Raw genomic sequence first — 25,743 nt, 5'->3', positions numbered from 1 at the left:
ATGGTAGTAACGAATAATAAAATCTCACTTGTGAGAGAACGGCTTAAGTATTTTGATAGCGTACCGTTAAATCAAGAAGATTTTAGAGACAATAATAATCAATTATCAGAAAGTAAAGGATTTTTTGCTAGAGACTTTGGCATGGAACAATGGGACTGGCCTCAAGGCGTCGCAATCTATGGTTTACATTTGGAAGGACCGCTAAATGATGAGTATATCAAACAATGGGCAACTGAAGAGATCAACAAAGGACTTCCAACTAAAAATGTGAATACGATTTGTCCTTTACTAACGCTTGTTGACTATCCGGAGTTTGAAAACATGGCTCTAGAATGGATGAAGTGGATTGAAAGAGAGTTTCCTAGAACAGATGAAAATGGACTACAGCATATTACGTCTGGGATAGACAAATTCACAGTAAAAGAGAATCGACAGCAAATTTGGGTAGATACTCTTTTCATGACCGTGCTTTTTATGGGGAAAATGGGGGTGAAATACGATAATCAAACATGGCGTGAGGATGCAATAGAACAAATGCTGCTTCATTGTAAGTATCTCTTGAATCGTAAGAGTGGGTTGTTTTATCATGGGTGGAATTTTGAAGAACAATCAAACTATGGAGGCAATTTTTGGTGTCGAGGAAATAGCTGGATCACGATTGGTATACCGCTGTTTTTGGAAATAATGAAAGGGTATTTAGCTAAGTCGTCAGAAGTGTACCTATTGAATCTCTACAACAATCAAGTCAAAACGTTGTTAGACCTCCGGAGCAAGGATGGATTATGGCATACCATTTTAACGGACACCACTTCCTATACGGAAACGTCCGGCTCAGCCGGAATCATTGCCGGCATTCTTTTAGGAATAAAGAATGACTTCCTTACCATTCAGCTTTCTGACGAGGCGATCAACGATTTAATCTCATCATTAACTGCCAAAATAGCAGAAGATGGTACGGTACTTGGGGTGTCTGCAGGTACTCCGATTTCATGCAACGCGGAGGACTATAAAGGAATTGTACAAATGCCAATGGTGTATGGACAAGCGATGACACTGCTTGCCTTGAGCATCACAAAATCTTTGAAAGAAAAGGAAATCAAATGAACTATCTCATCTATTGTTTGCCAGCTTTGGGATGGGGGTTGATGCCTATTATTTCTAAAAAAGCTGGGGGATCACCCGTGGAACAATTATTGGGAACAACTGTTACGGCGTTTGGTATTTCTATCATTCTCAGTTTTTTAACGGGTGTTGAGTACACTTTGACTGGGGCAATTTCGGCGTTGATCTCTGGATCATTTTGGGCAGGTGGCCAATATCTCCAATTTAAAGCCCTTAAGACTGGGTCAGTTTCGATCGTGATGCCATTATCAAATGGAACACAATTGGTGTTTACGTCATTGGCTGCGGGCATCCTTCTCCGTGAATGGCAGAGTATGAGGCAGTCACTTGTTACCCTGCTATTGCTGCTGGTTATCCTAGCTGCCATCTATCTTATTACAATGAATCAAAAAAAGGATACTGAACAAAAAACGGTGTCGTTACAAACCATGATCATGATTTGTACCTCATCACTTTGTCTGATGGGCTATATGATAACGACATCACTTTTTCATGTAGAAGGGCTACAAATCTTTCTACCTCAAGCATTTGCAATGTTTCTCTCCTCTTGTGTGATTGCGAAGTTTGATCCAGGAAAGCAAGAACTGTCAAGAGTTTCTCGTAATGTGCTGACAGGTATATTTTGGACAATAGCAAATGTTTCTTTATTTTATATCGTGACACAGTTAGGCGTAGGATTAAGTTATACGATTTCTCAGTTGTGCATATTTGTATCTATTATTGGAGGGATTTTATTATTAAAGGAAAAAAAGACCAAGGTAGAAGTGATGCATACGATCATCGGAATGGTCATGTTTTTTTCAGCAATTTTGGGTTTAAGTCAATTTAAATAGACGACTAGGAGGAAATACTAATGAAAAACAAGATTTTAAAGGCAGGCTTATGTGTAGGGTTATTAATGGGCCTGACGGCATGTGGCAATTCTGATTCTGCTTCTTCCGAAACGGTAAGATTGTTTGTATCGGGAGATGCATCAGAAGGCGGTGCTTATAGTGAGATGGCAAAACGCTATGAAGAAGAGACTGGCGTCAAAGTGGAAGTGACAGATGTACCTTATGCAGATATGGAAACGAAAATTACAAAAGCTGTACAATCAGATGATGCGCCCGATGTTGCCCGCGTTTCAGGAATCTTACCAGATTGGGGAGACTACTTAGTTGATTTGACAGATATTGCTAATAAAGGGAAAACGCTAGAGTCGATGACAATCAAAGATGACGACGGCAAGGTTCGAGCGCTACCAACAGATATCACTGCGGTAGGGATGTTTATTAACACATATCTATTTGATCAAGCAGGTGTTTCTTATCCCCAGGATGAAGGAGACATTTGGACATGGGATGAATTTTTAGAAGCAGTGGACACAATTCAAGAAAAAACAGATGCGAAATATGGGTTTGTAATGGATCCTTCTGACCATCGTTTGAGAGCGTTTACGTACCAATTTGGTGGACAGGATTTTGTTTTAAATGAAGCAACTGGAACGTACGAAACGGATGACGCGACAAAAGACGCGCTACAAAAGTTCATTGATCTAAATAATGACGGAACAATTCCAAAAACGGTCTGGACTTCTGGGGAAGATGCTTCTTCTATGTTTAAGAGTGGAATGATTCCTGCATACATGTCGGGCAGCTGGCAAATTAAGGATTTTACTACGAATATTAAAGATTTCAATTGGCAAGCCATCTACATGCCGTACGAAACAACTCGCGCTACCAATATGGGTGGTAATTTTATGGTTGGCTTTGAGAACAGTAAGAACAGTGAGGGCGGACAGAAATTTATGGAGTGGTTGTACACACCAGAAAATTATACTGAGTTATGTGAATTAGCTGGTTATCTTCCAGCAGAAGAAGGAATAAATGTGGACTACGGGGATGCACAAGCGGCTTATGATATCTACAACCAAGAAATTGAAGCTGCAGCCCAACCCATTTCTTCTAAACAAACTGCAGATCAAGTAGCGATGACAATGGCTGGATACGTTGGACTAACTGGTGCATACAAGGACTCAATGGTTCAAGCGTTGAATGACGAAATCACGTTTGATCAAATGATTGAAAATATCGAAAAAGACTACAATGATGGGTACACGATGAAGTAAGTAAAGCGAGAAATGATGTGAACTGGACTGATATTCATCCGGTTCACATCCATTCTATTTTGAAAGTGGGAGAAGAATGAGCAATTATATTTATTCAGTAAAGCAAGGCACTTCTATCAATCGCTGGCAACGTAGCACGCTCCAAAAGCAAAAAGTTGCAAGCAAAGCTAGTTGTATTGATGCTCCTGTAAATATGACGGAAGGATATCAAGAAGTTGAATACCCCATTCGAACAAACTTTTTGAGAGAACTTTCGGAGGTGCCTTACCCTAGAAAGCAAGTGTTTTCAGAAGTGTATGATGGCTTTGAAAACCCGAGGGTAGATTTTTCTACTTTTCAAGCAACACCGCAGAAAGTAAGTACATACTTGCGAGCACAACTACGTTGCCAAGAGAACCAAACGGTGGAATGCGCGTTGGTTACTTGTGGAAGAGCTATTCTTTGGATAAACGGAAAATTGCTCACCGATTTTCATCCCTATACGCGAAACCACGGCACGAAAACCACGGTAAATCTTCCTCTTGAACAGGGGGATAACGAGCTGATCGTGTACATGGATGATCTAGCCGAGCGGGACGTAAACTTTTTTGTTGAATTAAAAATTTTGTCGAATCATCACTTTCAAGTCGTGTTACCTTTATCGTATGACGATACGATTCTTCAACAGGCAGAGGATTTCTTGAATGGTCTTTATTTTGAAAAAGACTTTTATTCTAAAGGGGAAGTAAGTATCTGTTCAGACTATGATTATTTTGAAAAAGTCTTTGTTACTTATGAAGAAGTTACCTTTACAGAAGAAGTCGGGGGAAATATCACAGATTTCCGACGAGAAAGTCAGTTTCTGCCGTTAAATAATCAACGTATTTCCTTAGGTGATGTAGAAGACATCCCTACCTCAGGACTAACGCATCTATTTGTGGGGGTTTTACTTCCGGATCAAACATATCTGTTCAAGAAATTTGTTTTTACAGTTTATAACGAAGAAAAACTCGCGCGTCAATTAGGTGGAAATTTAGAAGAAAGAAAAGCGACAGCGCTGACGATTTTTTCAAAACTGGCTATTCAGGATATGAACAGTGCGTTAGCCGAAATTCACTTAACGGGTTTCTTGTCAGAAGAGTGCTGGGAAAAACTCCAGCCTGCTTTTCGTATGATCGAAGAGCGGGGAGATTGTGCAGATTTTATGTTCGCACCGTTGTTAGGCTTTTGGCTAGGGAAAAAAGAGCAATTGCCAGAAAAGCTAAGGACAAAATTAAAAGATTTGGCGATACATTTTCGGTATTGGATCGATGAACCTGGCAATGATGTTATGTGGTACTTCAGTGAAAACCATTCCTTGTTGTTTCATACCTGCCAATATTTTGCTGGGTGCTTGCTTCCGGAGGAGACGTTTGTAACGAGTGGGAGACAGGGAAGTCAACAATACGATTTAGGAAAACACCGTTTGTTACAGTGGTTTGAGCAATTTGAACACTATGGGTTTTCTGAATGGAATTCTACTACGTATCTCCCTATCGATTTAATCGGATTTTTCAGCCTTTATACGAATGCACCAGATGAAGAGATAAGAGATGCAGCGAAAAAAGCATTGGATTTCACCTTCACAATCATGGCTGTAAATTCTCATGGAGGAACGCTTTCCTCCACATTCGGTAGAACCTATGAGCACGATTTGAAAGCCATGCGTTTAGGAGAACTCAGTAATATATTAGCGATTGCTTGGGACCGAGGAAATTTTAATTACGCCTTACGAGCATCGACACTGTTTTGCCTATCTGATTATGTTCCACCAAAAGAGTGCTTGTCTTTAATTGATTTAAAGCCAAATGAGGAATTGACCGTAACTTACCTTCAGGGAATCAATCAAGTGCAGACGTATCTTTATAAATGTCGAGAATATTCACTTGCTAGTGGGATCGACTATCATTGCTTTGAAAAGGGCCACCAGCAACATATGATGAACGTTTCCTTAGGCAGTGATGGGACACAGCTTTGGATTAATAACCCAGGTGAGTTTATGCATAGTGGCGAAAATCGACCTAGTTATTGGGCCGGAAATGGCAGAATGCCTTGTATTAAACAATTTAAAAATGTTCTGTGTATGAAATACAATTTATCGAAGGCATATGTACCGTTTATACACATGTATGTGCCTTATTGGAATTTAGATCAGGTAGATATGGATGATTCTAATTGGCTTTTTATCAAAAAAGATCAAAGCTACCTTGGTGTTTACTTCTCGCAAGGGTATAAAATGCAGCAAAGCGGGGATACTCGTGGGAGAGACATCATTTCTGAAGGAATAGATCATACGGTACTTGTAAAGTGCGGGAGCAGGAATGAGTTTTCAACTTTTGAGTCTTTTATAGCAGCGGTCAAAAAAGCGAAAATGACCGATGAGTCGTTTGATGATTCTCAATTTGGCTTGTTCGTTTGGAATGAGATTGACCATCTTGCGTCGTACCAAGTAATGCCAGTTGTAAAAATGAAAGAGGGAGCAGAGCATGAAGAAACTTAAAAAAAATATATGGCCTTTAGTTTTTACGGGAGTCAATATTGTCCTGTTCATTACTTTTTTTCTCATACCAGCAATTCTGGGTTTCTATTACTCTTTAACGGATTATAAAGGATTTGGGACTGCTAACTTTCTTGGTTTTGCTAACTATATTGCTTTATTTCAAGATGCGAGTTTTTATCGTTCCTTATTCCGAACCTTTACCTATGCAATTTTCTTGGTGCCACTGATTTACGCTGTGTCTTTAGGAATTGCCATCTTGTTGAATAACAAGCACACAAAAGGAAAACTCTTAGGGAAAATAGTTTTCTTTTTACCTTGGACAATTTCAGGAATTGTCGCTGGGGTTATTTGGAAATGGCTGTTTGGAGAAAATTTTGGTTTTGTAAACTACATCATTGGGAATTTAGGTGGAGAATCCGTTCCGTGGTTTTCCAATGCAAGCGCGGCATTTGCTGTCATTCTGTTAGCAGCACTTTGGGGCGGGACCGCATTTAATATGTTGCAATTTATGTCTGCGCTCAAGAACATACCTAAATCATACTACGAGGCAGCAGATATTGATGGTGCCTCATCCTTTCAAAAGTTTTTGTACATTACGATTCCTTCATTAAAACCAACTAGTTTTATGGTGATCCTATTAGCTAGTATTGGGGCCATGAAAGAATTTGCTTTAGTTCAATCCTTAACGAATGGTGGACCAGGCACAGCAAATATGTTCATTGTGCAATACATTTATACAACTGGATTTGACAAGATGAGGGTTGGGTATGCCAGTGCAGCCTCTATGGTATTATTTGCAATCTTGTTAGTTCTCGGACTCGTTCAAATGAAAATTGGAGGTGGTAAAAATGAATGACACTTCAAAGCTTCACGATAAAACGAGCACAATCATTCTCACAGTGGCTCTGATTCTTGTGGCTATGTTGTACTTGTTCCCACTAGTATGGTTTGTACTTAGCTCTTTTAAACCCGGGTCAGAATTATTTTCCTACCCGTTAAGTATCTTGCCAGAGAACGCAACTGTGCAGAATTATCTTGATGCATGGACAAGTCTGGATTTCGTAAAATACTTTACGAACACCATGAAGTCGTCAGTTATTACCACGATATTAACGGTTATTGCCAGTGCAACATGTGGCTTTGCGTTTGCAAAATATGACATGAAGTGGTTGAAATTCTTCTTTGTCTGTATTATTGCAACTACGATGTTACCTACCGAAGTAATCATGAATCCAGTATTTACGGTGATTCGTAAATTAGGTTTGTATGATAGTTTGGCTGGGATCATTATTCCTTCAATCAATACTGCTACAGGAATTTTCATGTTCAGAACCTTCTTTGTCTCTATTCCGGATGACTTAATCGAGTCTGCGCGAATCGATGGAGCTTCAGATGGCACAATATTTATGAAAATCATGTTACCCATTGCCAAACCAATCATTATGACGCTGAGCATCTTTTCTTTCCAATGGCGGTGGAATGATTACATTTGGCCGTTGATAGTTTTGAACGACCCCAAGAAATACACTTTCCAGGTAGCCATCAGGAGCTTGGTGGGGGCAGAAAATGTGAACTGGACCGTGTTAATTGCTGCCTCAGTGATTTCAATTATTCCATTAGTATTAGTGTTTATCGTGTTCCAACGTTATATCTTAGATTCTGGTGCGACAACTGGGATGAAAGACTAATTATGAATGAAAGCGAGGAAAGCGAATGTTTACGACAAACTATTTGTCAGATCCCAAGCGCATTCATGAAAATAGAGAAAGCTCGCGAAGTTATTATCTTCCCTATGCTCCAACGGATGATCATGACAATTCTTCGCGAGTTTTGTCATTGAATGGTTTTTGGCGATTTCGATATTTTACATCTCATCTAGATATTGAAAAAGAGCAATTTTTTTCTGATGAATTTTGGCAAAATAGTAACCTGATTCCTGTACCTAGCAATTGGCAAATGGAAGGGTATGGGAAACCGCACTATACAAATATCCAATATCCATTCCCAATCAATCCACCCTATACATTTTCTGAGATTCCGGTAGGGGTTTATCGCTGTGATTTTAGCTATGACCCTCGAAAAATGCAGCAGTTTCTTAGGTTTGAAGGTGTAGATAATTGCTTTGCTTTGTATCTGAATGGGAAGTATATAGGATTTAGTAAGGGCAGCCGTAATCCAGCTGAATTTGATGTAACCGCTTATATCCAAGAGGGTGAGAATCAACTCGTCATCGAGGTTTTCCAATGGTCCGATAGTTCTTATATTGAAGATCAAGATATGTGGTGGTTAAGTGGTATCTTTCGTGAGGTAGCGTTACTTAGTCGCCCCAAAGAATGTATTTGGGATTTCCAAATTCAAACATCTTTTGATAGCAATTATGAGAACGGCATTTTGGCGATTGATTTTCCAAAAATTCATGGGAATCAGCTCGCTTGCGAAGTCTTTTTAGAAAAAGAAGCCATTGTCTTTCAAAAAAAGATCGTGATAGATAAAGATAATCATTGTTTTGCTTTTCCAGTCGTTTCACCAAAAAAATGGACTGCTGAAACGCCAGAACTGTATCGGTTGCGCTTGGTCACTTCAGAAGAGGAAATTTGTCAGGAAATTGGCTTCAGAGAAGTTGCTCTTTTGGAAAATAAAATTTGTATTAATGGCAAACCAATTCTCTTTAAAGGAGTCAATCATCATGAGTTTCATGAGACGAAGGGGCGAGCTTTGCCAAGAGGTTTTTTAGAAGAAGAAATCCATTTGATAAAACAAGCGCATTTCAATGCCATTCGAGCTGCTCATTATCCTCATAGCCCTGAATTTTATCAGTTGTGTGATCGCTATGGATTATACGTGATGGATGAAGCGGATTTAGAATGTCATGGCATAGGAAGTACCGGTGATCAAAATTTTTTGAGTAGCAGTCAAGAATGGAAAGAAGCGTATCTTGATCGCATGAAACAAATGGTCGAACGCGACAAGAACTATACTTCAATCATTATCTGGTCGGTAGGAAATGAGTCTGGAAATGGGACTAATCATGAAGCCATGATTCGTTGGTGCCGTGAAAAAGATCCTACTCGTTTGATTCACCATGAAGGAGAGTCCCGCGATTGTCTCTCAGAAACGGATGGACGCTACGTTAAAGATGTTCAACAAGCCGATTTTAATTCTAGAATGTATGCGACGATGCGGGAATTACAAGAGGTCGTCGATAATCCGAAAGTTATCAAACCCTACATCCTCTGTGAATATGGACATGCGATGGGGAATGGTCCCGGTTCGTTAAAAGAGTACTGGGAAATGTTTTATAAGGAACCGCAATTACAAGGGGGCTTTTTATGGGAATGGAAAGATCAAGGAATCAAAGCAAAGCGAGAGGGACAACCAACCTATTTATACGGCGGCGACTTCGGTGATATTCCTAATGACTACAATTTTGTTCTGGATGGGTTAATGACGCCTGATTTGCAACCATCACCTAGTTATTTAGATATTCAGCGACAACAAGAACCAATCACCATTGATTTTTCCTCATATGAAGTTGGAAAAATAATCCTACGCAATCGCAATCATTTCAAAGACCTGCTAGGTATGAAGTGTTGTTTTGAAATGAAAAGAGAGCAAGAAGTGTTAGCAAGAAAGATAGTGACCGTCAATTTGCCTCACGAAAAAGACGTCGAAATTACGTTGCCTAGGGATTTGTTGAATACAGAAAAGGGGAACCTTTTAAAAGTGTTGATTTTCGATGATCAAAAAGCACTTCATGGCAAACTAGCTAATATTGTCGCATCTATGCCAGTTGAAGGATTCTCTCTACCTGAGCCAGAACCTGATTTGCTCATTTTTAATGAAATTCAGGATGATGCAAAAATTTTGCTGCTCCAACATGGAACAAACTATTTGAGAGTGGATAAAGTCAGTGGCAAATGGCAGTTTATGAACGAACAACAAGACATTTATCTAGCTTCGCCAGAAAGTATTTTTTGGCGACCGACAACAAACAATGATTTTATTTCTAGTGAAACGTGGCGGGAGTATGGTGTTGATCGCATGCTAACAAATGTAATAAGCTGCAGTATTGTCGCCAATGATTCTGAGAAATTGAAGCTATCTTTAAGGGAAGCAATTGGGCCAGCAGGGAAGTTTTGGCATATTGAGCAAACATCGACGATTACTTTCTTCAAGGATGGTCGAGTTATCTATGAAATTTCTGGTGAGCCTAAAGATAACTATCCGCTGACAGTTCCCCGTATCGGACTTGTTTGGCAGCTGCATAAACAGTTTGATAAAACTTGCTGGTCTGGGAAGGGGCCCATAGAAACCTATGCAGATACCGAAAATGGGAGTTACTTTGATGTATTTTCCCAGGCCACAGATGAGCTGAGTTTCCGATATTTGTATCCACAAGAAAGTGGTAATCACTGCCAGACGAAGTGGGCAACATTCAAGGCAGACAGCCAATTAGCACTCAAGTTTCAAGGAAACCATTCCTTTAATTTTAGTGTACATCCTTATTCTGTTGCGGCTATTGATTCTGCACAACATCTTCATGAATTAAAAAAAGCAGACCGCTACTATTTGTACATCGATTATCAACAGCACGGGATTGGTTCTAGAAGCTGTGGTCCTGATGTATTAGACAAATACCAACTACATTTACAAAAGTATCATTATCAATTTGAGGTAAGAATAAAAGGAGTGTGATTAAGTGAAAGCTAGTACACGAATTTCACAGACGCAACAAATTTCGAGAATCGATTGTCGAATTTATGGTTCATTTATTGAGCACATGGGGCGAGCCGTTTATGAAGGAATTTATCAACCAAATCATGAAACGAGTGACGAAAATGGGTTTCGCCAAGATGTTCTAAAGCTTGTACAAGAGTTGTCTGTTCCAATTGTTCGCTATCCTGGAGGGAATTTTTTGTCTGGTTATCGTTGGGAGGATGGCATAGGACCGAAAGAAAATCGTCCTCAGCGATTGGACTTAGCATGGCAAAGTGTTGAAACAAATGAAGTGGGATTGCATGAGTATATGCATTGGGCGCAGAAGTGCGGGACTGAAGTGAATATGGCAGTTAATTTGGGGACACGGGGCATTGATGCAGCACGTAATCTTGTTGAATATTGCAATTTTGAGGGAGGTACCTATTGGTCTGATCTTCGAAAGCAAAATGGAGATGAAAAACCCTTTGCAATTAAGACTTGGTGTTTAGGGAATGAGATGGACGGAGATTGGCAAATTGGACATAAGACTGCAGAAGAATATGGTCGCTTAGCAGAAGAAACAGCAAAAGCAATGAAATGGGTTGATGATTCAATTGAACTAGTTGTGTGTGGCAGTTCCAGCAGTACTCGACCGACATTCGTGGATTGGGAATTAACGGTACTGGATCACACCTATGAATATGTCGATTACTTATCACTGCATCAATATTACGACAATAAAACAGATAACCTTGCTGAATTTTTGGCCAAGTCAGAAGATATGGATCGTTTTATCAAATCTGTAATAGCAATTTGCGACACGATGAAAGCAAAAAAACGAAGTGACAAGACTATGATGTTGTCCTTTGATGAATGGAACGTCTGGTACCACTCCAATGAAGAGACGGCGGCGCAAAAACCATGGACGGTAGCACCGCACATTTTGGAAGATATCTACAATTTTGAAGATGCTTTGCTTGTTGGCAGCATGCTCATTACATTGTTAAAGAGCTCTGACCGAGTGAAGATTGCTTGTTTAGCGCAATTGGTAAACGTGATCGCACCGATTATGACCGAAAAAAATGGAACCGCTTGGAAGCAGACCATCTTCTATCCGTACCAACAAGCTTCATTGTATGGACATGGCCAAGCATTAACGACAAAAGTTGATGTAGCAACTTATGATACAAACCAATTCAAGAATGTGCCCTATCTTGACAGTATTGCTATTTTGAACGATGAAAAAAATGAGTTAGTCATTTTCTCTGTTAATAAGCATCGTTGTGAAGAAATTGCATTCACAGTTGATTCTGATTTGAGATTGGCTAGTGTCATTGAGGCTACTGAAATGGCTGATTATGATCCAAAAGCGGTAAATGGGCCAAATCAAGAGTTAGTTGTCCCTCGTGATTCGTTGGAGCAGATAGTGATTGACGGAGGAAGAGTTACAATTAACACAAAGCCGCTCTCGTGGAATATGACTAGAATTAGCTTGAATTAAAGAGGGCATATGACCATGCCTGATTGTTTAATCAGGGATACAATACTCTTTTCAAGAACAGCCATATGTCTTTTTATGATGGAGGTACTCAAAATGAATTTTTTCTTTACAAGTCCAGCGCAGGAATGGGAGGAAACGTTACCTATTGGAAATGGTAGTCTAGGGGGAATGATCTTTGGAAGTTTTCCTGAAAAAATTGGCTTGAATGATGAATTACTCTGGTCGGGATACGAATATGATAAAAATAGGCCAGAAGCTGCAAAGTATTTATCAGAAATACAACAAGCTATTTTAGAAGGCCGTTATCTAAAAGCGGGCCAACAAGTGGAAACGGATTTTTTAGGAAATTATACCGAAAGCTATTTGCCCTTGGGAAACCTGATCATTACGCAACCAGATCAAGAAGGAGCGATTGAACAGTATTGTCGTTGTCTTGATTTAAGTAGAAGTAAAGTAGAAATAACCTACCAAGGAAGGAAAGGTGTCTATCAGCGCGAGTATTTTGCTAGTTATCCTGACCAAGCCTTGTGGGGAAGATTCGTTGCGCCGGAAGCAGAATCCATTATTATTGCGTATGAGTCACAGTTACACTCAAGGGTTATCTACCATGCGAATGAAAGCTGTGTTGAAATACAGGTTCAATGTCCGGAACACGTAAACCCCAAATATATAAGCAATGAACGGGACTTTGTACAAGGGACACGCGGAGAAACACATATCTATGAATTAATCATTGAGAAAACGGATGGCAATCTGGTGTTTGACAACGATCGACTCGTCATCGAAAACGCCCAAAATGTATCATTTCTTTTTAGAAGAAAAGAGTCACGAAAGGTTTCAAGCTTTGTAGAAGCGGAAAAGTGCCACAGGAAAGACTATCAAGAACTATTCAATCGCGTGGAGATGTCTTTAGGAGACCAAGTCCATTTGCCGCTGAATGAACGTATTGCAAGGGTAAAGGAAGGGCAATCAGATCCTGGACTAATCGCTTTATATTTTCAATATGGACGCTACTTATTGATCAGTTCTTCTCGCCCTGGGAGTCTGCCGAGTAATTTACAAGGAATCTGGAGTTGGCAGCTGCGAGCGCCTTGGTCCTGCAATTTCACAACAAATATCAATTTAGAAATGAATTATTGGTTAGCGGATACTTGTAATTTACACGAATGCTTTACGCCTTATAGTAACTTCATTGAACAACTCTCTAGTGTAGGGGAAAAGACAGCCTATGTTCATTATGGTGTAGCAGGATCTGTGTGTCATCATAATACAGATCGTTGGTTTACAACCAATCCAGTGGGGGCGCCTTATCAATCCCAGACTGGTAGAGGCGATGCTTCTTGGGCAATGTGGCAAATGGGCGGTGCTTGGCTAGCCAGTGATTTGTACCGGCACTATGAGTACACGGGAGAGAGGACTTACTTGAAAGAGGTGGTTTATCCAGTATTGCGAAAGTCTGTGATGTTCTTAGTCAATACATTAATAGAAAGTGATGGAACATATCATAGCTGTCCATCTTCGTCACCAGAGAACCTGTTTTTCGATGCTGCTGGAAATAAATGCTCGTTGCATCTGTCAACTACAATGGATATCTGCTTAATCAATGAAAACTTCGATTTCTTCCAGCGAACTTGTGAATCACTAAGTATCCAAGATGATTTGTTGGATAGAATTAAGCGAATCCAACCATATTTAGCAACTGTAAAAATTGGATCGAAAGGTCAAATTTTGGAATGGCAAGAAGAATTTGAAGAAGTAGAACCCGGGCATCGCCACGTTTCTCACCTTTATGGGGCATATCCTGGTGAACTTTATAAGACAGATGAACTGTTAAATGCAACGAGAAAGTCAATTGCTCTGCGCTTAGAAAATGGTGGGGGACATACCGGATGGAGTAACGCTTGGTTAATCAATTTATTCGCTATTTTAGGAGATTCGCAACAAGCCTATCAACATATTCAGCATGCTATTTTGGAAGCTTCCTATAGTAATCTTTGGAGCAAACATCCACCATTTCAGATTGACGGTAACTTTGGTGTGGCCGCTGGGATTGCCAATCTGTTTGTTCAAGATCGCAATGGACGCGTTAAATGGTTGCCTGCATTACCAAATGAACTGAAAGATGGTTTTGTCAAAGGACTAAAAATCAAAGGGAATAAAACAGTTGAAATGCAGTGGAAAAACGGTGAGCTGATTAAAAAAAATATTTATTAGAAGTCGTCAAATAAGTGTTTGTAAAAAATACAGACGGCGACGTGACGAGTCTAATATTGGCTCTTTGTCATCCGGTCTATCGGTTAATGAAGTTCCCTCGCTGTCATTAGTAACCGAGGTTTCCGGCAAAATGAGCAATTGATTATTATCTATTAGGAAGCAAACATCTTGATACTGTGGGGGTTCCCAGAATCTGACTGGATGGCCACGTTTCACCTAATAGAATATGGAATAAAAGAGCGAGCAGATGTCTTCTGATTTCTATTTGAGAGTCGAGCACCTGAGCGAAACAGCTAGTAAGTGGAACAGAGTGCTCTGGTTAACAGACTTATGAAGGGACAAACTACAGGGTTGCTTAGCAACTCCTCGTTGGTTTTTTTCCTAAATCCATTGTACTCTGCGAAATCATACAACAACGAAATCATTTCCGGGAGGAATGGGTTGTTCAAAAATTTTGTGTCTTATAGACCCTTTAAAAGAAACGTATTAGGTAAAAATTAGTTCCCGAGGACTGATGAATTGTACAAAATCAAATCTGGGACTGAAAAATCACGGCTAATTCATCCGTTACCTAAACTATAACGCCAAAATTTTACGAATAAATTGAATGATTGCGTTCTCTTTTAGAGCAATCTCAAAAAAACGAGCAGAACTTTGCTCGTTTTTTTGTTTAGTGAGTTACGCTACCACTAATATCAAATTTTAATGCTTTGGGAGCTTCAAATCTTAAATAGTATGTTCCTTTGCCTAGATTAACTGAAAAAGAACCGTTTGTTGAGCCTTTAAAACTAGACGAAGCTGCAGTGCTAGAACCCACGAATTCTTTTTTCTTAATATATACTGTCATTGATGTACTCGAGGTTGCAGTTGTTCTTGTTTATTTATGTGTTACTTTGTATTTTTTTGTTGAGCTTACTGACCAATCACTTACAGATGACCAAGACCAAATACCATATCTTTTGTAAGTAATATCGGTTGCTACGTGTGCAACAGCGGGAATTAGAAAGCTTAACACAAGCAATGAGTATGCTACCTTTTTCATATATTTCTCCATGACTTATCCTCCAACATGATATAATATTATTACGATTGCATGTATACGATAATATATTGGAGAATTCATGAAAAACTTAAAATTAATTTTAATCCATTTTTTTATAATTATAGTTTCTTTTTTTTTATCCAGATGGTTTTTTATGGAATTTTTGTATCCTTTTTCGATGAATTTTTTCCCTACTAGTGGATCTGTTGATTTTGTTATTCCATTGGTACAGATATTGCTTATTACTTTTTATTTGTATTTATTTGTTCAAAGTTTTATTTCTGGTTTTTTTCCCAAATGGGCAATATATATATATTATATTATTTACTATTTGTTATTAATTTATTTACTTTTTTTCAAAAATATTGGAATACAAGGAATTGAATGGAATCCTCTTATGTTCATTCAAGATTTACTGAGTGCTGTGGTATTGCTTAATATTGTTATGTTTATACCTAGTGGTTTTTTATTTAAATTTAATAAGAAAAATTTACTCCTATTTATTTTGGTTATTTTTCTTATAGAAATTAGCCAGTATGTTTTTGCTCTAGGGATTTTTGATTTTGGTGATATTTTCACTAATACTTGTGGGTTCATTATTGGTTCTGCTTTAAGTGAGACTCCATTATTTTCTAATTTTAAAGAGAAGATAAGGTAAAAAGGCTATGAATCTAAAAGAGTGGAATGTAAATTATACAGCATCGACGAGAGCTTTTTAGACGTCACTGATCAGAATCTCAAAGAGCGCGACCCAACTTCTCAAAGTTTACCCTGTCAGCATTACTGACTAGTATCACGAAGTACAAATAGACTATAGAAAAATATAACGAAAGAAGACGCACATTATTTGATGAAAAATGATTATATCGTAAAACAGCTAAAGGTGATTGGATAAAAGCCAAGTGGATCTTGGTGAGGTTGAAGATGAGCAAGGGAATGTCGTCTCAGGAAATGATTTGTTAGAAACCTATTTAAATAGCGGGATGATTCATAAAGTTTTTTATTGATTCAAGCGAAACAAGCAAAGCTTTCTTATTTTGAATTCTCTGTATTGAAAAGCTATTTTATTCGGTATTTAAAGGAGTTAAGTGAGGAAGACAAAGTGAAATTAGCGATCGATGCGAAGAAAATTGCTTATTATCAACGAAAAATCGATGATTTTGTTCTAGCGTTCTAAACGGTTTGAGAAACAGATGGACAATGAGGAAGGTAAAGAATCAATGAATTGAAAAAAAGCGAAGAAAGTACAATTTGTTTTCTTCGCTTCTATTTGGCTTTTTTTAAATAAGAACTAAATAATGTTCTCTGTGGTCTTCTTGTGCGTGTTTTTCAAGGACTTTCTTTATTTTGATTCGCCTTCTTTTCGTTGATTGACACTCGCAGATTGCTTAAGTTCCGTTGGGCTCGGAGGGGTTATTTGTTGAATACACAGTGAAAGAACATTCCCAGTCATCCTGCCCTATTCTCAACAAGTACCTGCCTAATGCCTTCTTCAAACGTTGTGATCTTAAAATGAGGGAATGCCTTTTTGAATTTATCAGAGACAAAAAGATTATCCACCGTGTATCTAGGTAATAACTCACTTAGTTCGCGCGCGTTTTTACTGAATAGCTTAGCAAGTTTAAATTGCCACAAAGGAATGACGCGGTATTTCAATGGTTTGTCTTCAATTTTTTCGGCGAGATCGATCATGTCTTGGAAACTATGAGGTGTATCACAGGGCAAATGCCAAGTTTGGCCATAGGCACTAGGCGTATTTCCGATAAGGGCCATTGCTCGGCTAGCATCAGGTGTCCATATAAGTGTGCGTAAAGTGTCCTTATTGACAGGTATTTTGACGGGAGCATTGTGGACTATATTGTTTAAGACGAGTGTATTAGTAATGCTCTGGGTCTTGCCAGGGCCGTAAAACTCTGGGGCTCGACAAATCACCGCATCTAAACGGCCACTTTCCATCTCGGATAAAACCAATTGAGCCATTTTAGAGCGTACGAGGGACTTCCTGCCTGCTGGAGAAAATGGCGTGTCTTCCTTTTGGGGTGTACGATCCTTTGGATACATATAAGTATTATCAAAAAAAACCAGTTTGCTCTGTGCTTCTTGGCAAGCGCGAATGACATTTTCTGTGATTTTCATAAAATTGGTTTCCCACAGCTCCGCATCCATCGGTAACCCAACAGTGAAGTAAACAATCTCACTATGTTCAATCGCTTTTTTCGTTTGCGAAAAGTCCATCAAGTCTGCGGAAACGATCTGATCTGTAGGATTGATTTTTTGAGGCTTCCGGCTAACTAGCCGAAGCTCATTTGTGTAATTTTTGTATAGTTCTTTTGCTAGTTCATAGCCGATTTGTCCATTGCTTCCTAAAATTGTTTGCATGACTGTACCTCCTCAAGATATAGTTTTGCTACAGCACGTACAGAAAAAGGATTTTGGCCAGTGATGATCCGCCCATCTTTTAGGGCAAATGCTTTATAAAAGCGTCTTTTTTTGAATTGAGCGTTTCTTTCTTCTGCGGCGGTTTGATTAAAGAAAGGAACTTTGTTCATTTTCCCGGCGAGAAATTCTTCGGTTTTCGTAAATCCTGTGATTTTTTTTCCAGAAATCAAAAAGCTTCCTTCTCTATCTTTTATATTTAGTAAACCAGCGATTCCGTGGCAAACAGATAAAATATACCCATTGTTTTCATAAATAGCTAAAGCGAGTTCTTGAAGCTCTTTATTATCAGGAAAATCCCACATGACACCATGCCCTCCGGTAAAATAAATCGCATGGTAGTCATTTGGATTTACTTCTGCGGGTTTTTTCGTTTGAATCAAGCCGTTTTGAATGAAATTTTCTTCCAGATAAATGTTCATAATGGCTTGATCTATATATTTCATGCTTCTTGGATCTAGAGGAACAAAGCCTCCTAATGGACTTACGAAATCAACGTCAACCCCTTGTTGATAGACCTCATCTAGAAACTCGGCACTTTCTCCTAACCAAAGTCCGGTAGCCTTGTTCGTGCCAGCATATTTTTGAATGTTTGTTTCAACAACTAATACTTTCTTCATGAATGATCCCTCTCGTTCATAATGTGAAGGACTTTCGTTAAAAAGGATTGGAGTTTTTTTATTTCTGTTTGCTCATGATCGAGATAGTAATAATTTTTTGTTCCTTCTTGCCTGAAATTCACGATTTTGGCTTCTTTCAAGATTTTCAAATGATGTGAAATGGCGGGTCTAGATAAATTGGTGGCCTCTAATAAGGAAGTGACCTGTAAGCCAGCACAATTTTCCGCTTCCAGCAACCGAATGATGATAGCTTGTCTTTTTTTGTCACCTAGCGCGATTAAAAAATCACTTAACTCAGAAAAATCTTGTTGCAGATTGGTATAATCTATCATAATTGTCTCTCCATTATCGTTTAAAAGTTTAAACCATTAAACCATTTAAAGGAGATTTTTGCAATGAAAGAAGCTCGAGAGCATTCCTTTTCTCCACCATCGCTAAGGAGATTAGAATGTTCTGTAAGCAAATAGATAATAATGGAAAAGCATAAGAGCATTTGATCCTTTTTTGTGTTTAGAAGCAGCTTATTTTTTTATGAAGTGATTAAGAGCCGTGTCTTGCTCATTTTTTGTTGTTGTGTTATGTATGTAACATCTAGACAAAAGACGTAGTGAGATATGAGGCGGAGAATATGAGAGACTTACAGTTAGCATTTATCAGTAATCGCACAACTAAGCGCTTATTTCGAGTTTTGAGTGTGATGGAGCGAGATCGTTTATTTACAATTGGTGAAATGGCAGAAAAGATGCAAGTCACACAACGCACAATTGCAAATGATCTCAAGTATGTGAAAGACTATTTTGGTGATTGTATCACCCTAACTTCGGGGAATAGTGGCTTTCTTTTTGAAGAGAAAAAACCTTCCGTGTACCAAGAAAAGAAACAAGATTTGCTAGAAAATGAGTGCTTATTTGAAATCATCGGTCATATTTTTCAAGGGGAATTGATGGATATTGACGAGTTGGCCCATCATTATCATTTTTCTGAGAGCACGTTTCGACGGTTGTTGGGTCAATCGAACAAAATATTGAGCAGTTATCGGTTAAAATGGGTGTCGAATCCATTGACAATTGAAGGGAGCGAAGCGGATTTACGGAAATTCTTCAAAGACTTTTATTACGAAGGGATTGATACTGCCCATACCCTTGTTCCCGACCCCGCATTGCATGAGTTGGTCTTAACCCAGTTAAACAATAAACTAGGACAATATGATATTGGCTCTGGAACAACACCAGCTGCTTTTTACTATACTTTTTTTATTGCAATCAAACGGGCGAGCCTTGGTTTTCCGATAACAGTCCCGAAATACTTGATTGAATTAGCCTACAAAGGAAATAGCTTCTCCCTCCTGTATTCTTTAAAAGACGGAATCAACAAGCTTTACGGCGTAGAACTAGCGAAGGAAGAATTTGCATGGATTTATTTAGTTACTATTTGTAAACGTACCTTAGATCGAGAAGCATCGGAGGAAAAGTTCTACCAGCAGTTTCATCAAGGATCAGAAATTGCCAAACTTACGGAGGCTTACTTACAAGAGTTTGAGCTCACAAATGAGAGCTATGCCAAGATAAAAATTTTCTTGCAATCCTTCTTTTTGTCTAGAAAAGTGAACTATGCGTTAGCTCCTGCATTGAACAAAGAGGCACAGGACATCAAAGAATCTCTCATGCGTTCTGACAATGAAAACTATCAACGGAATTTACGATTTTTAAAGAAGCATCAAAGAAAAGACTTTTTGGCTGCGCCATATCTTGAAGATATTTGTGTGAGTTTAACGATCTACAGTGATTTGATTTTTGATTTTTATTCACCGACAAAAAGAATTTATTTTCTTCTAGAAGGTGATCACTTCATCTGCCAACAGATTCGAACTCGTGCAATGCAACAGTTTGGTACAAAGCACACGTTGACCTTTTTGCCATTGCAACATCTGACACAAGAAATATTAAATGCCGATCATATTGATTTGATTGTCACAAACTATAATCGGTACCTCTTAGACTATATTATTGAAACAGATTACTTGTTATTGAAAGCTGTCCCAGATGAGCATGACTGGCGGAATCTGGAAAGAAAAATTGATCCGTATCGAAAACCATTTCTCTAATCTCCGTACACTCGTTAAAAGTATTAACGAGTGTTTTTTTTCATTTATTTCATCCGAATATGAAAATGTTGATTCCCATTTTATCTAAAAATCATGTAACCTTTATCATGTAAGAGATAGGTATGCATACAAACTTACAGACAAATGTATCAAAAACCTTCGTTTTTTAGAATAGACATTTGTTGTTTATTCTCTAAAATAGAAAACCTAATCTAATAACTTTTCCATGACATTCGATCGGATCGAATGTCTATTTTTGTTCTAATCTAAAAATCGAAGAAATTTGAGACTAATTAAGAAGTAGATATCTCTTTATTGGTTTAGGAAGGTTGTTTTTGGTGTTTTTCATCCATAAAGTATTCCACTTATTAAGTGTACAGACCTTTCTCGTTAAATGTTCTGAAATTTTTAAATATTGAATCACATTAGTACGAAAAACGAGGTGAAAGTGATTTGAATATATAGATCACTTGGTTAAATGACCTTATATTTATATGTTAGGAGGTGGTCAGGTGAAGAAAAGATTATTGACTGTATTATGTTTTTTGGTTGTTCAAGTTTTTCATCCTATTATTGTTTTTGCCGAGGTTCATGTTCGTCAAGAAGACGAAATTGCTCAATCCAAATCATCAAGAGAAGAAATAAATGAATCAGATAGTGACGAATATTCAGATGATACACTATTTGAGAGTGAGACATCAAAAGTAGTAGATAGCAATATATCAGAAAATTCACATGACAATGAACTAAAACAAGAAATAGAGTCTGTGGCAGTGGCACAAGAAAAAAGAGATAGTAAAGTTACAGACTCGATTTTAGTCAGAGGGATACCTACAGATCAAGGGTTATGGGGGACTGTACCTTGGTCTTATTACGAAGGAGAAGGAACAATCATAGTAGGTGGCGGAACAGCAGGGGCGGCAAGAGAGTCGCCATGGTGGCAGTATCGTCACATTCGCAAAATAATTTTTGAAGATCAAGTGATTTTACCTAGTAACTCGTCGGGGATGTTTAGGGAATTACAACTTTTAGAAGTCATAGAGAATGCAGACAAACTAGATGTTTCTAACGTCACTAATATGGAGAGTATGTTTCAAGTTACATGGCGGTTAAGGGAAATAGATGTTAGTAATTGGGACACGTCAAATGTGACTAATATGAGACTTATGTTTGGGAATCTGGCGGCCACACCCGCAGCTTTTACTAGGTTAGACCTTGCATCGTGGGATACATCAAGTGTCACGGATATGAGTCAAATGTTTATGAATGCTCAAAGTCTTACCACCTTAGATTTAAGAGCATGGGACACATCAAATGTCACGGATATGAGGGACATGTTTCTTCAAGCCAATAGTCTTACTACTTTAGATTTAGGAACATGGAACACATCAAAAGTTACGAATATGAGCCGAATGTTTAATTTAACCCGATCTCTCACACGATTGAATCTTAGTTCATGGGACACTTCCAGTGTTACAAATATGAGTCAGATATTTAATAATACTAATTTAAAATCATTGACACTCGGAGAAAACAGCTTGTTTTCAGCTGACACTCAGCTTCCAGCGATTCAACAAACAGACGGTTATACCGGTGGGTGGAAGTTGGAACCAGGTACAGAAAATCTTGGGATCAGGTATGCCAGTTCAAGTGAATTCATGACAAGTTATGATGGCCGTTTTCCAGGTACGTATACATGGGAAATATTTGAAATGTGGGGATCCGTTCCATGGCTATATGATGGTATCTCAGAAACGATCATCTTGTATGGTGGAGAAGCTGGAGCAGTTGCAACTGCTCCTTGGAAAACTTATCCATCGGTCAAGAAAATCTTAGTCAATGATTCTGTTACTTTACCAAGAAATTCTTCCTTCTTATTTGATGGACTAGCAGAATTGGAATCTATCGAAAATGCTGATAAGTTTGATGTTTCTCAAGTAACAGACATGAGATTCATGTTTAGTCAGGTCCGTGCACTGAATATACTAGATGTTAGTAGTTGGGATACTTCTCAGGTAACTAATATGCGAGCGATGTTTCAAAATGCGAATTCTTTAAAGAAGATAGATGTTAGCAATTGGGACACTTCACAAGTAACAGACATGGCATTCATGTTTACCGAGGCGAGTGACTTAGAAGAAATTGACGTCAGCAACTGGAACACCTCTAGTTTACTGTCTACACAAACTATGTTTAACAATGTGAATTTAGAGGAAATAGATGTAAGCAACTGGGATACTTCTCAGGTAACTAATATGCGAACGATGTTTCAAAATGCGAATTCTTTAAAGAAGATAGATGTTAGCAATTGGGACACTTCACAAGTAACAGACATGGCATTCATGTTTGCCCAGGCGAGTGACTTAGAAGAAATTGACGTCAGCAACTGGAATACTTCTCAGGTAACTAATATGCAGAGTATGTTTGGTAATACTAACACATTAAATAGAATAACATTAGGAGAACAATCTATTTTTTCTGCTGCTGCAAACTTACCAGCAATCCCAAGTACTGAACAATATACTGGACGCTGGACGCTAGAAGAAAATTTGTCGGGTGATGGTTCGGTTATAACTTTTGAAAACTCAACTGAGTTTATGGCTAACTATGATGGTAGTTCCCCAGGAACCTATATCTGGGAGCGAGTAGCTCCAGAACAGCTTGTCGCAAGCATTGATCGAGTAAGCGATCAGTCCCAAACTATTACTGGATATGCAACAGAGTCCGTAGATGAGTTGACTATTAGTTACCAAACGACGTCTGGAGATAAGGTAGTTCTTGAAAAAGATGATCCTCGAATTGTTTGGGGCGATTATCAAGAGTCAAATCAACAAGTCCGACAGTTCCAAATTGATTTGATAGGGAATGAACGTCTTGAGACCGAGACAAAGGTAACGATTACAGTTTCGAAACCTTCTGTTGAAACGACCGGTGATAGAACGGAAGAACAAACAGTCATAAAAGGAATTAATTATCGAGCGAATAACTTCACTTTAGACCGTTTCAAAATTAATGAATTAAGCACGCAAGAAGAATTAGATGCTTTGATCCTTCAAGAAAGTCGCGCGCAAGCCGTAAATGTGTTGACGGAAGCGGATATGACGGATGACTTTCGCATCGTAGAAACGGATCTTACACGAGAAGTGGACGAAGACGGCAGTTACTTCGCTGTTCTTGAGGTGGGGAATAAAGCCTACCAGATGACCATCGGTATCGATGTGACATCGAAACTTGAGCATATGCGAGTGACGATCCCGACCAAAATGGTCTTTGAATCCTTGTACAATACGGCGGAATCGAATCGTAATTTTGAAAGCCAAGCGTATGAGATCCGCAATCAATCGCCACTTGCTGTGGATACCTATATCAATCAATTGGCGATCGATGATAGTGCCGGAATCGTCTTGTTAGAAGAGGGAGAAGATCCCCTCGATTACGCTGAAAGCGAAGAGGAAGACCCAACCCTTACTTATGACGATATCTCAACCCCGCTGTTGCGACTGAACCTAAAAACGGAAGAAACCCAGATTCAACTCTATGAAGCGATGGAAGAACAACACTTGGTTCGCTTAGAAGAAAGAAGTCGCGTGCCGATTTCCTTAACAGGGGATTTCTATGGGAATTACCCGCAATGGGTCGTTGATTCAGAAGCCGATCAAGGCGGATATTATGAAGACTTGCTCGTACCGAATTATCGCATCGTCTTACGCTTTGTTCCACGAGACTAAGAAAAAAAGATCGTACCAAATGGGAAGGAGGTGAATCCATTGGAGCAAACGAATCAAACCGAAAACAAAAAACGACGGAAATGGCTCTGGTGGTTGTTGCTATTGGCAGTACTTGCCGGTGGACTCGGGTACTATTTCTATCAATCAAAAGAAGCGGTTCCGTTGATCAGTGCAGACCTTTTGCCTGAATCTGGCGATGCCACCGATCAGCGATTATCTGAACGGGCGCAGGAAATTGCAGATGCGAATTATTTCACCCTGCAAATCAATCCAGAAGCCATTTTTGAAGATGGTCAAAGCACGGGATCCATCGAGATCGTTAATCCAGGCACCAATGTGTACCCAATCGCCGTGGACATCTCTTTACTGTCGAGCGGGGAAGTCATCTATTCTTCCGGTGCGATCTATCCAAATCAATTTGTTGAAAATGTCGCCTTGGCGACACCATTGGCAAAAGGCGAGTATCCTGCCAAAGCCACCATCAATATTTACGACCCTGAAAGCAAAGAAAAACAAGGGGTCACTGAAGCTGAATTAACGATTATCGTTAAGAATTAAAAAAAGGAAAAGTGAGGAAATAAAAATGAAAAAATTTGTAGCAGCTATTCTAAGTACAGCAACGATCGCAGGAGTAATCGCAAGCGGCACCACCGCTTTTGCGACACAAACTATTGACGGACGTGAAGGCGATACGTCAGGAGATGTCCAAGTAAACGGGATCATCGGTGAATTCGAGAATACAACACCTGGACCAAATCCCGATGACTTGAACCAATGGATCAATGTAACGATTCCAACGACTGCTTTGTTCTATACGACTGAAGCGTCAAGCCACAAAGAGATCGTTTCGCCTACGTACACGGTGACAAATAACTCAGCAGTTGGTGTGATCGCTTCTGTTGCAGGTGTTGATACACCATTGAATATGTCTGAAGTAGACTTGTTAAACGTAAACGGGATTGAGTTGTTTGAAAACGGCACACCAACTGTAACAGAAACAGAATTGTTTACCCTTGAAGGCAACCAAGGAACGAATGAAGGGACGTTTGCGTTCACTGGTGAAGCAACACCTGCCAATGCATCAGAAGAATCAAACCCAAGTTTCAAATTGGTCTTGAGTTTTGCGCCGGATGTAGAGGAAGACTAAAAACTGAAATCCCAGTAAAGAAGGGATCTATCGTATGAAAAAACGAAAAAGAATCATTTTTTTCATCGCTGCATTACTGGCTCTAACTGTCTGGGAGCTATCAGAAACCATTGTCGCAGAGGCGACAACAGGGCAGGTCACTGTGACTGGTCGAATTGGTGAAACAGCGAAGAAAGAGGAAGAAGCAGACGATGACAATAAGAAAACGATCGTCGCAGATGCTTCTCAAATCGGACAAGGGAAATTACCGCAAACAGGTTCTTCAAACACAAGCAGTTTGATCATCCTGGGGTATGCACTCATAGTATTTTCTATCTTATTACTATTGAGTAAAAGCAGACACATTTATGGAACGACTGATTACTATAATTAGTGAACAAATAAATGAGTAGGCAGAGTATTTTATAATTACTTATGCCCTATCAGAACACCTCGATGGAGCTGATAGGGCAGTTTTATTTAATTGTTATAAAAAGGAAGGCAAGATAATAGCGTTTAGCTGATAC

At 39.0% G+C, this 25,743-nt stretch carries 21 protein-coding genes; 16 read left to right on the top strand and 5 right to left on the bottom strand.

Translation table 11 applies throughout. The features are described from left to right. From IGK63_RS15575 to IGK63_RS15535, 9 genes are all read left to right on the top strand, one after another. On the top strand, nucleotides 1–1,104 hold the full coding sequence (locus IGK63_RS15575) for a glycoside hydrolase family 88/105 protein (protein WP_016613023.1): 1,104 nt from the start codon (nucleotides 1–3) through the stop codon (nucleotides 1,102–1,104). Next, a complete protein-coding gene (locus IGK63_RS15570; protein WP_016613022.1) occupies nucleotides 1,101–1,955 on the top strand; it encodes a GRP family sugar transporter in 855 nt (284 codons plus the stop codon). Before IGK63_RS15575 ends, IGK63_RS15570 begins: the two co-directional genes overlap by 4 nt. Before the next feature lie 20 nt (nucleotides 1,956–1,975). Continuing rightward, entirely contained in the window at nucleotides 1,976–3,229 is a 1,254-nt protein-coding gene (locus tag IGK63_RS15565; RefSeq protein ID WP_016613021.1) for an ABC transporter substrate-binding protein, read from the top strand. Between the two features lie 76 nt (nucleotides 3,230–3,305). Continuing rightward, nucleotides 3,306–5,747 (top strand): hypothetical protein, encoded by a 2,442-nt coding sequence (locus IGK63_RS15560; RefSeq protein ID WP_016613019.1) that lies wholly within the window; start codon nucleotides 3,306–3,308, stop codon nucleotides 5,745–5,747. Next, on the top strand, nucleotides 5,734–6,603 hold the full coding sequence (locus tag IGK63_RS15555) for a carbohydrate ABC transporter permease (RefSeq protein WP_016613018.1): 870 nt from the start codon (nucleotides 5,734–5,736) through the stop codon (nucleotides 6,601–6,603). Before IGK63_RS15560 ends, IGK63_RS15555 begins: the two co-directional genes overlap by 14 nt. Next, nucleotides 6,596–7,435, top strand: coding sequence for a carbohydrate ABC transporter permease (locus tag IGK63_RS15550; protein ID WP_016613017.1), 840 nt, complete (start codon nucleotides 6,596–6,598; stop codon nucleotides 7,433–7,435). Before IGK63_RS15555 ends, IGK63_RS15550 begins: the two co-directional genes overlap by 8 nt. Nucleotides 7,436–7,460: 25 nt before the next feature. Further along, nucleotides 7,461–10,442: a glycoside hydrolase family 2 gene (locus IGK63_RS15545; protein ID WP_034872177.1), complete on the top strand. Its 2,982-nt coding sequence runs from the start codon at nucleotides 7,461–7,463 to the stop codon at nucleotides 10,440–10,442. A gap of 4 nt (nucleotides 10,443–10,446) precedes the next feature. Next, nucleotides 10,447–11,946 carry an alpha-N-arabinofuranosidase gene (locus IGK63_RS15540; protein ID WP_429972542.1) on the top strand — a complete coding sequence of 500 codons (1,500 nt, stop codon included), beginning with the start codon at nucleotides 10,447–10,449 and terminating at the stop codon, nucleotides 11,944–11,946. 9 nt (nucleotides 11,947–11,955) lie between these two features. Further along, on the top strand, nucleotides 11,956–14,160 hold the full coding sequence (locus IGK63_RS15535; RefSeq protein WP_429972541.1) for a glycoside hydrolase family 95 protein: 2,205 nt from the start codon (nucleotides 11,956–11,958) through the stop codon (nucleotides 14,158–14,160). A 670-nt stretch (nucleotides 14,161–14,830) separates the two neighbouring features. On the opposite strand, the gene IGK63_RS15530 is transcribed toward IGK63_RS15535, so the two are convergent. Then, complete coding sequence (locus tag IGK63_RS15530; protein ID WP_429972540.1) at nucleotides 14,831–15,007, bottom strand: hypothetical protein; 177 nt, start codon at nucleotides 15,005–15,007, stop codon at nucleotides 14,831–14,833. 30 nt (nucleotides 15,008–15,037) lie between these two features. Continuing rightward, nucleotides 15,038–15,214 (bottom strand): hypothetical protein, encoded by a 177-nt coding sequence (locus IGK63_RS15525; RefSeq protein WP_196044678.1) that lies wholly within the window; start codon nucleotides 15,212–15,214, stop codon nucleotides 15,038–15,040. Nucleotides 15,215–15,356: 142 nt separating this feature from the next. Here IGK63_RS15525 and IGK63_RS15520 point away from each other — a divergent pair, with 142 nt between their 5' ends. Beyond that, nucleotides 15,357–15,860, top strand: coding sequence for a VanZ family protein (locus tag IGK63_RS15520; RefSeq protein WP_034872180.1), 504 nt, complete (start codon nucleotides 15,357–15,359; stop codon nucleotides 15,858–15,860). A 345-nt stretch (nucleotides 15,861–16,205) separates the two neighbouring features. Continuing rightward, complete coding sequence (locus tag IGK63_RS15515; RefSeq protein ID WP_016613009.1) at nucleotides 16,206–16,379, top strand: hypothetical protein; 174 nt, start codon at nucleotides 16,206–16,208, stop codon at nucleotides 16,377–16,379. A 272-nt stretch (nucleotides 16,380–16,651) separates the two neighbouring features. On the opposite strand, the gene IGK63_RS15510 is transcribed toward IGK63_RS15515, so the two are convergent. The 3 genes from IGK63_RS15510 to IGK63_RS15500 are packed head-to-tail and all read right to left on the bottom strand — an operon-like array spanning nucleotide 16,652 to nucleotide 18,590. Next, nucleotides 16,652–17,581 (bottom strand): NAD-dependent epimerase/dehydratase family protein, encoded by a 930-nt coding sequence (locus IGK63_RS15510; protein ID WP_016613008.1) that lies wholly within the window; start codon nucleotides 17,579–17,581, stop codon nucleotides 16,652–16,654. Further along, on the bottom strand, nucleotides 17,566–18,258 hold the full coding sequence (locus IGK63_RS15505; protein WP_016613007.1) for a type 1 glutamine amidotransferase domain-containing protein: 693 nt from the start codon (nucleotides 18,256–18,258) through the stop codon (nucleotides 17,566–17,568). Before IGK63_RS15505 ends, IGK63_RS15510 begins: the two co-directional genes overlap by 16 nt. Further along, nucleotides 18,255–18,590 (bottom strand): ArsR/SmtB family transcription factor, encoded by a 336-nt coding sequence (locus IGK63_RS15500; protein WP_016613006.1) that lies wholly within the window; start codon nucleotides 18,588–18,590, stop codon nucleotides 18,255–18,257. The genes IGK63_RS15505 and IGK63_RS15500 overlap by 4 nt, the downstream gene beginning before the upstream one ends. Before the next feature lie 296 nt (nucleotides 18,591–18,886). Between IGK63_RS15500 and IGK63_RS15495 the strand changes: the two genes are divergently transcribed. The 5 genes from IGK63_RS15495 to IGK63_RS15475 all read left to right on the top strand — a co-directional run bounded on the left by IGK63_RS15495 (nucleotide 18,887) and on the right by IGK63_RS15475 (nucleotide 25,610). Beyond that, nucleotides 18,887–20,362: a helix-turn-helix domain-containing protein gene (locus IGK63_RS15495; RefSeq protein WP_034872175.1), complete on the top strand. Its 1,476-nt coding sequence runs from the start codon at nucleotides 18,887–18,889 to the stop codon at nucleotides 20,360–20,362. Nucleotides 20,363–21,129: 767 nt separating this feature from the next. Continuing rightward, the gene (locus IGK63_RS15490) at nucleotides 21,130–24,090 is read left to right on the top strand and encodes a BspA family leucine-rich repeat surface protein (RefSeq protein ID WP_429972539.1); all 2,961 of its coding nucleotides are present in this window, start codon (nucleotides 21,130–21,132) and stop codon (nucleotides 24,088–24,090) included. 39 nt (nucleotides 24,091–24,129) lie between these two features. Then, entirely contained in the window at nucleotides 24,130–24,648 is a 519-nt protein-coding gene (locus tag IGK63_RS15485; protein ID WP_034871937.1) for a hypothetical protein, read from the top strand. Between the two features lie 25 nt (nucleotides 24,649–24,673). Next, nucleotides 24,674–25,237, top strand: coding sequence for a hypothetical protein (locus IGK63_RS15480; RefSeq protein ID WP_144330853.1), 564 nt, complete (start codon nucleotides 24,674–24,676; stop codon nucleotides 25,235–25,237). A 34-nt stretch (nucleotides 25,238–25,271) separates the two neighbouring features. Next, complete coding sequence (locus IGK63_RS15475; protein ID WP_185953779.1) at nucleotides 25,272–25,610, top strand: LPXTG cell wall anchor domain-containing protein; 339 nt, start codon at nucleotides 25,272–25,274, stop codon at nucleotides 25,608–25,610. The last annotated feature ends 133 nt before the right edge of the window (nucleotides 25,611–25,743 follow it).

The organism is Enterococcus sp. AZ040 (assembly GCF_050499185.1).
Classification (GTDB): Bacteria; Bacillota; Bacilli; order Lactobacillales; family Enterococcaceae; genus Enterococcus_D; species Enterococcus_D entomosocium.
This window is presented reverse-complemented; position numbering and strand designations above follow the sequence as displayed.

Bases quoted from the DNA above. Each gene is read 5' to 3' on its own strand.
- IGK63_RS15475 (WP_185953779.1), top strand. From the start codon at position 25,272: ATGAAAAAACGAAAAAGAATCATTTTTTTCATCGCTGCATTACTGGCT.
- IGK63_RS15545 (WP_034872177.1), top strand. From the start codon at position 7,461: ATGTTTACGACAAACTATTTGTCAGATCCCAAGCGCATTCATGAAAAT.
- IGK63_RS15560 (WP_016613019.1), top strand. From the start codon at position 3,306: ATGAGCAATTATATTTATTCAGTAAAGCAAGGCACTTCTATCAATCGC.
- IGK63_RS15520 (WP_034872180.1), top strand. From the start codon at position 15,357: ATGGAATTTTTGTATCCTTTTTCGATGAATTTTTTCCCTACTAGTGGA.
- IGK63_RS15555 (WP_016613018.1), top strand. From the start codon at position 5,734: ATGAAGAAACTTAAAAAAAATATATGGCCTTTAGTTTTTACGGGAGTC.
- IGK63_RS15505 (WP_016613007.1), bottom strand. From the start codon at position 18,258: ATGAAGAAAGTATTAGTTGTTGAAACAAACATTCAAAAATATGCTGGC.
- IGK63_RS15510 (WP_016613008.1), bottom strand. From the start codon at position 17,581: ATGCAAACAATTTTAGGAAGCAATGGACAAATCGGCTATGAACTAGCA.
- IGK63_RS15565 (WP_016613021.1), top strand. From the start codon at position 1,976: ATGAAAAACAAGATTTTAAAGGCAGGCTTATGTGTAGGGTTATTAATG.
- IGK63_RS15495 (WP_034872175.1), top strand. From the start codon at position 18,887: ATGAGAGACTTACAGTTAGCATTTATCAGTAATCGCACAACTAAGCGC.
- IGK63_RS15480 (WP_144330853.1), top strand. From the start codon at position 24,674: ATGAAAAAATTTGTAGCAGCTATTCTAAGTACAGCAACGATCGCAGGA.
- IGK63_RS15530 (WP_429972540.1), bottom strand. From the start codon at position 15,007: ATGACAGTATATATTAAGAAAAAAGAATTCGTGGGTTCTAGCACTGCA.
- IGK63_RS15525 (WP_196044678.1), bottom strand. From the start codon at position 15,214: ATGGAGAAATATATGAAAAAGGTAGCATACTCATTGCTTGTGTTAAGC.
- IGK63_RS15570 (WP_016613022.1), top strand. From the start codon at position 1,101: ATGAACTATCTCATCTATTGTTTGCCAGCTTTGGGATGGGGGTTGATG.
- IGK63_RS15500 (WP_016613006.1), bottom strand. From the start codon at position 18,590: ATGATAGATTATACCAATCTGCAACAAGATTTTTCTGAGTTAAGTGAT.
- IGK63_RS15575 (WP_016613023.1), top strand. From the start codon at position 1: ATGGTAGTAACGAATAATAAAATCTCACTTGTGAGAGAACGGCTTAAG.
- IGK63_RS15535 (WP_429972541.1), top strand. From the start codon at position 11,956: ATGACCATGCCTGATTGTTTAATCAGGGATACAATACTCTTTTCAAGA.
- IGK63_RS15550 (WP_016613017.1), top strand. From the start codon at position 6,596: ATGAATGACACTTCAAAGCTTCACGATAAAACGAGCACAATCATTCTC.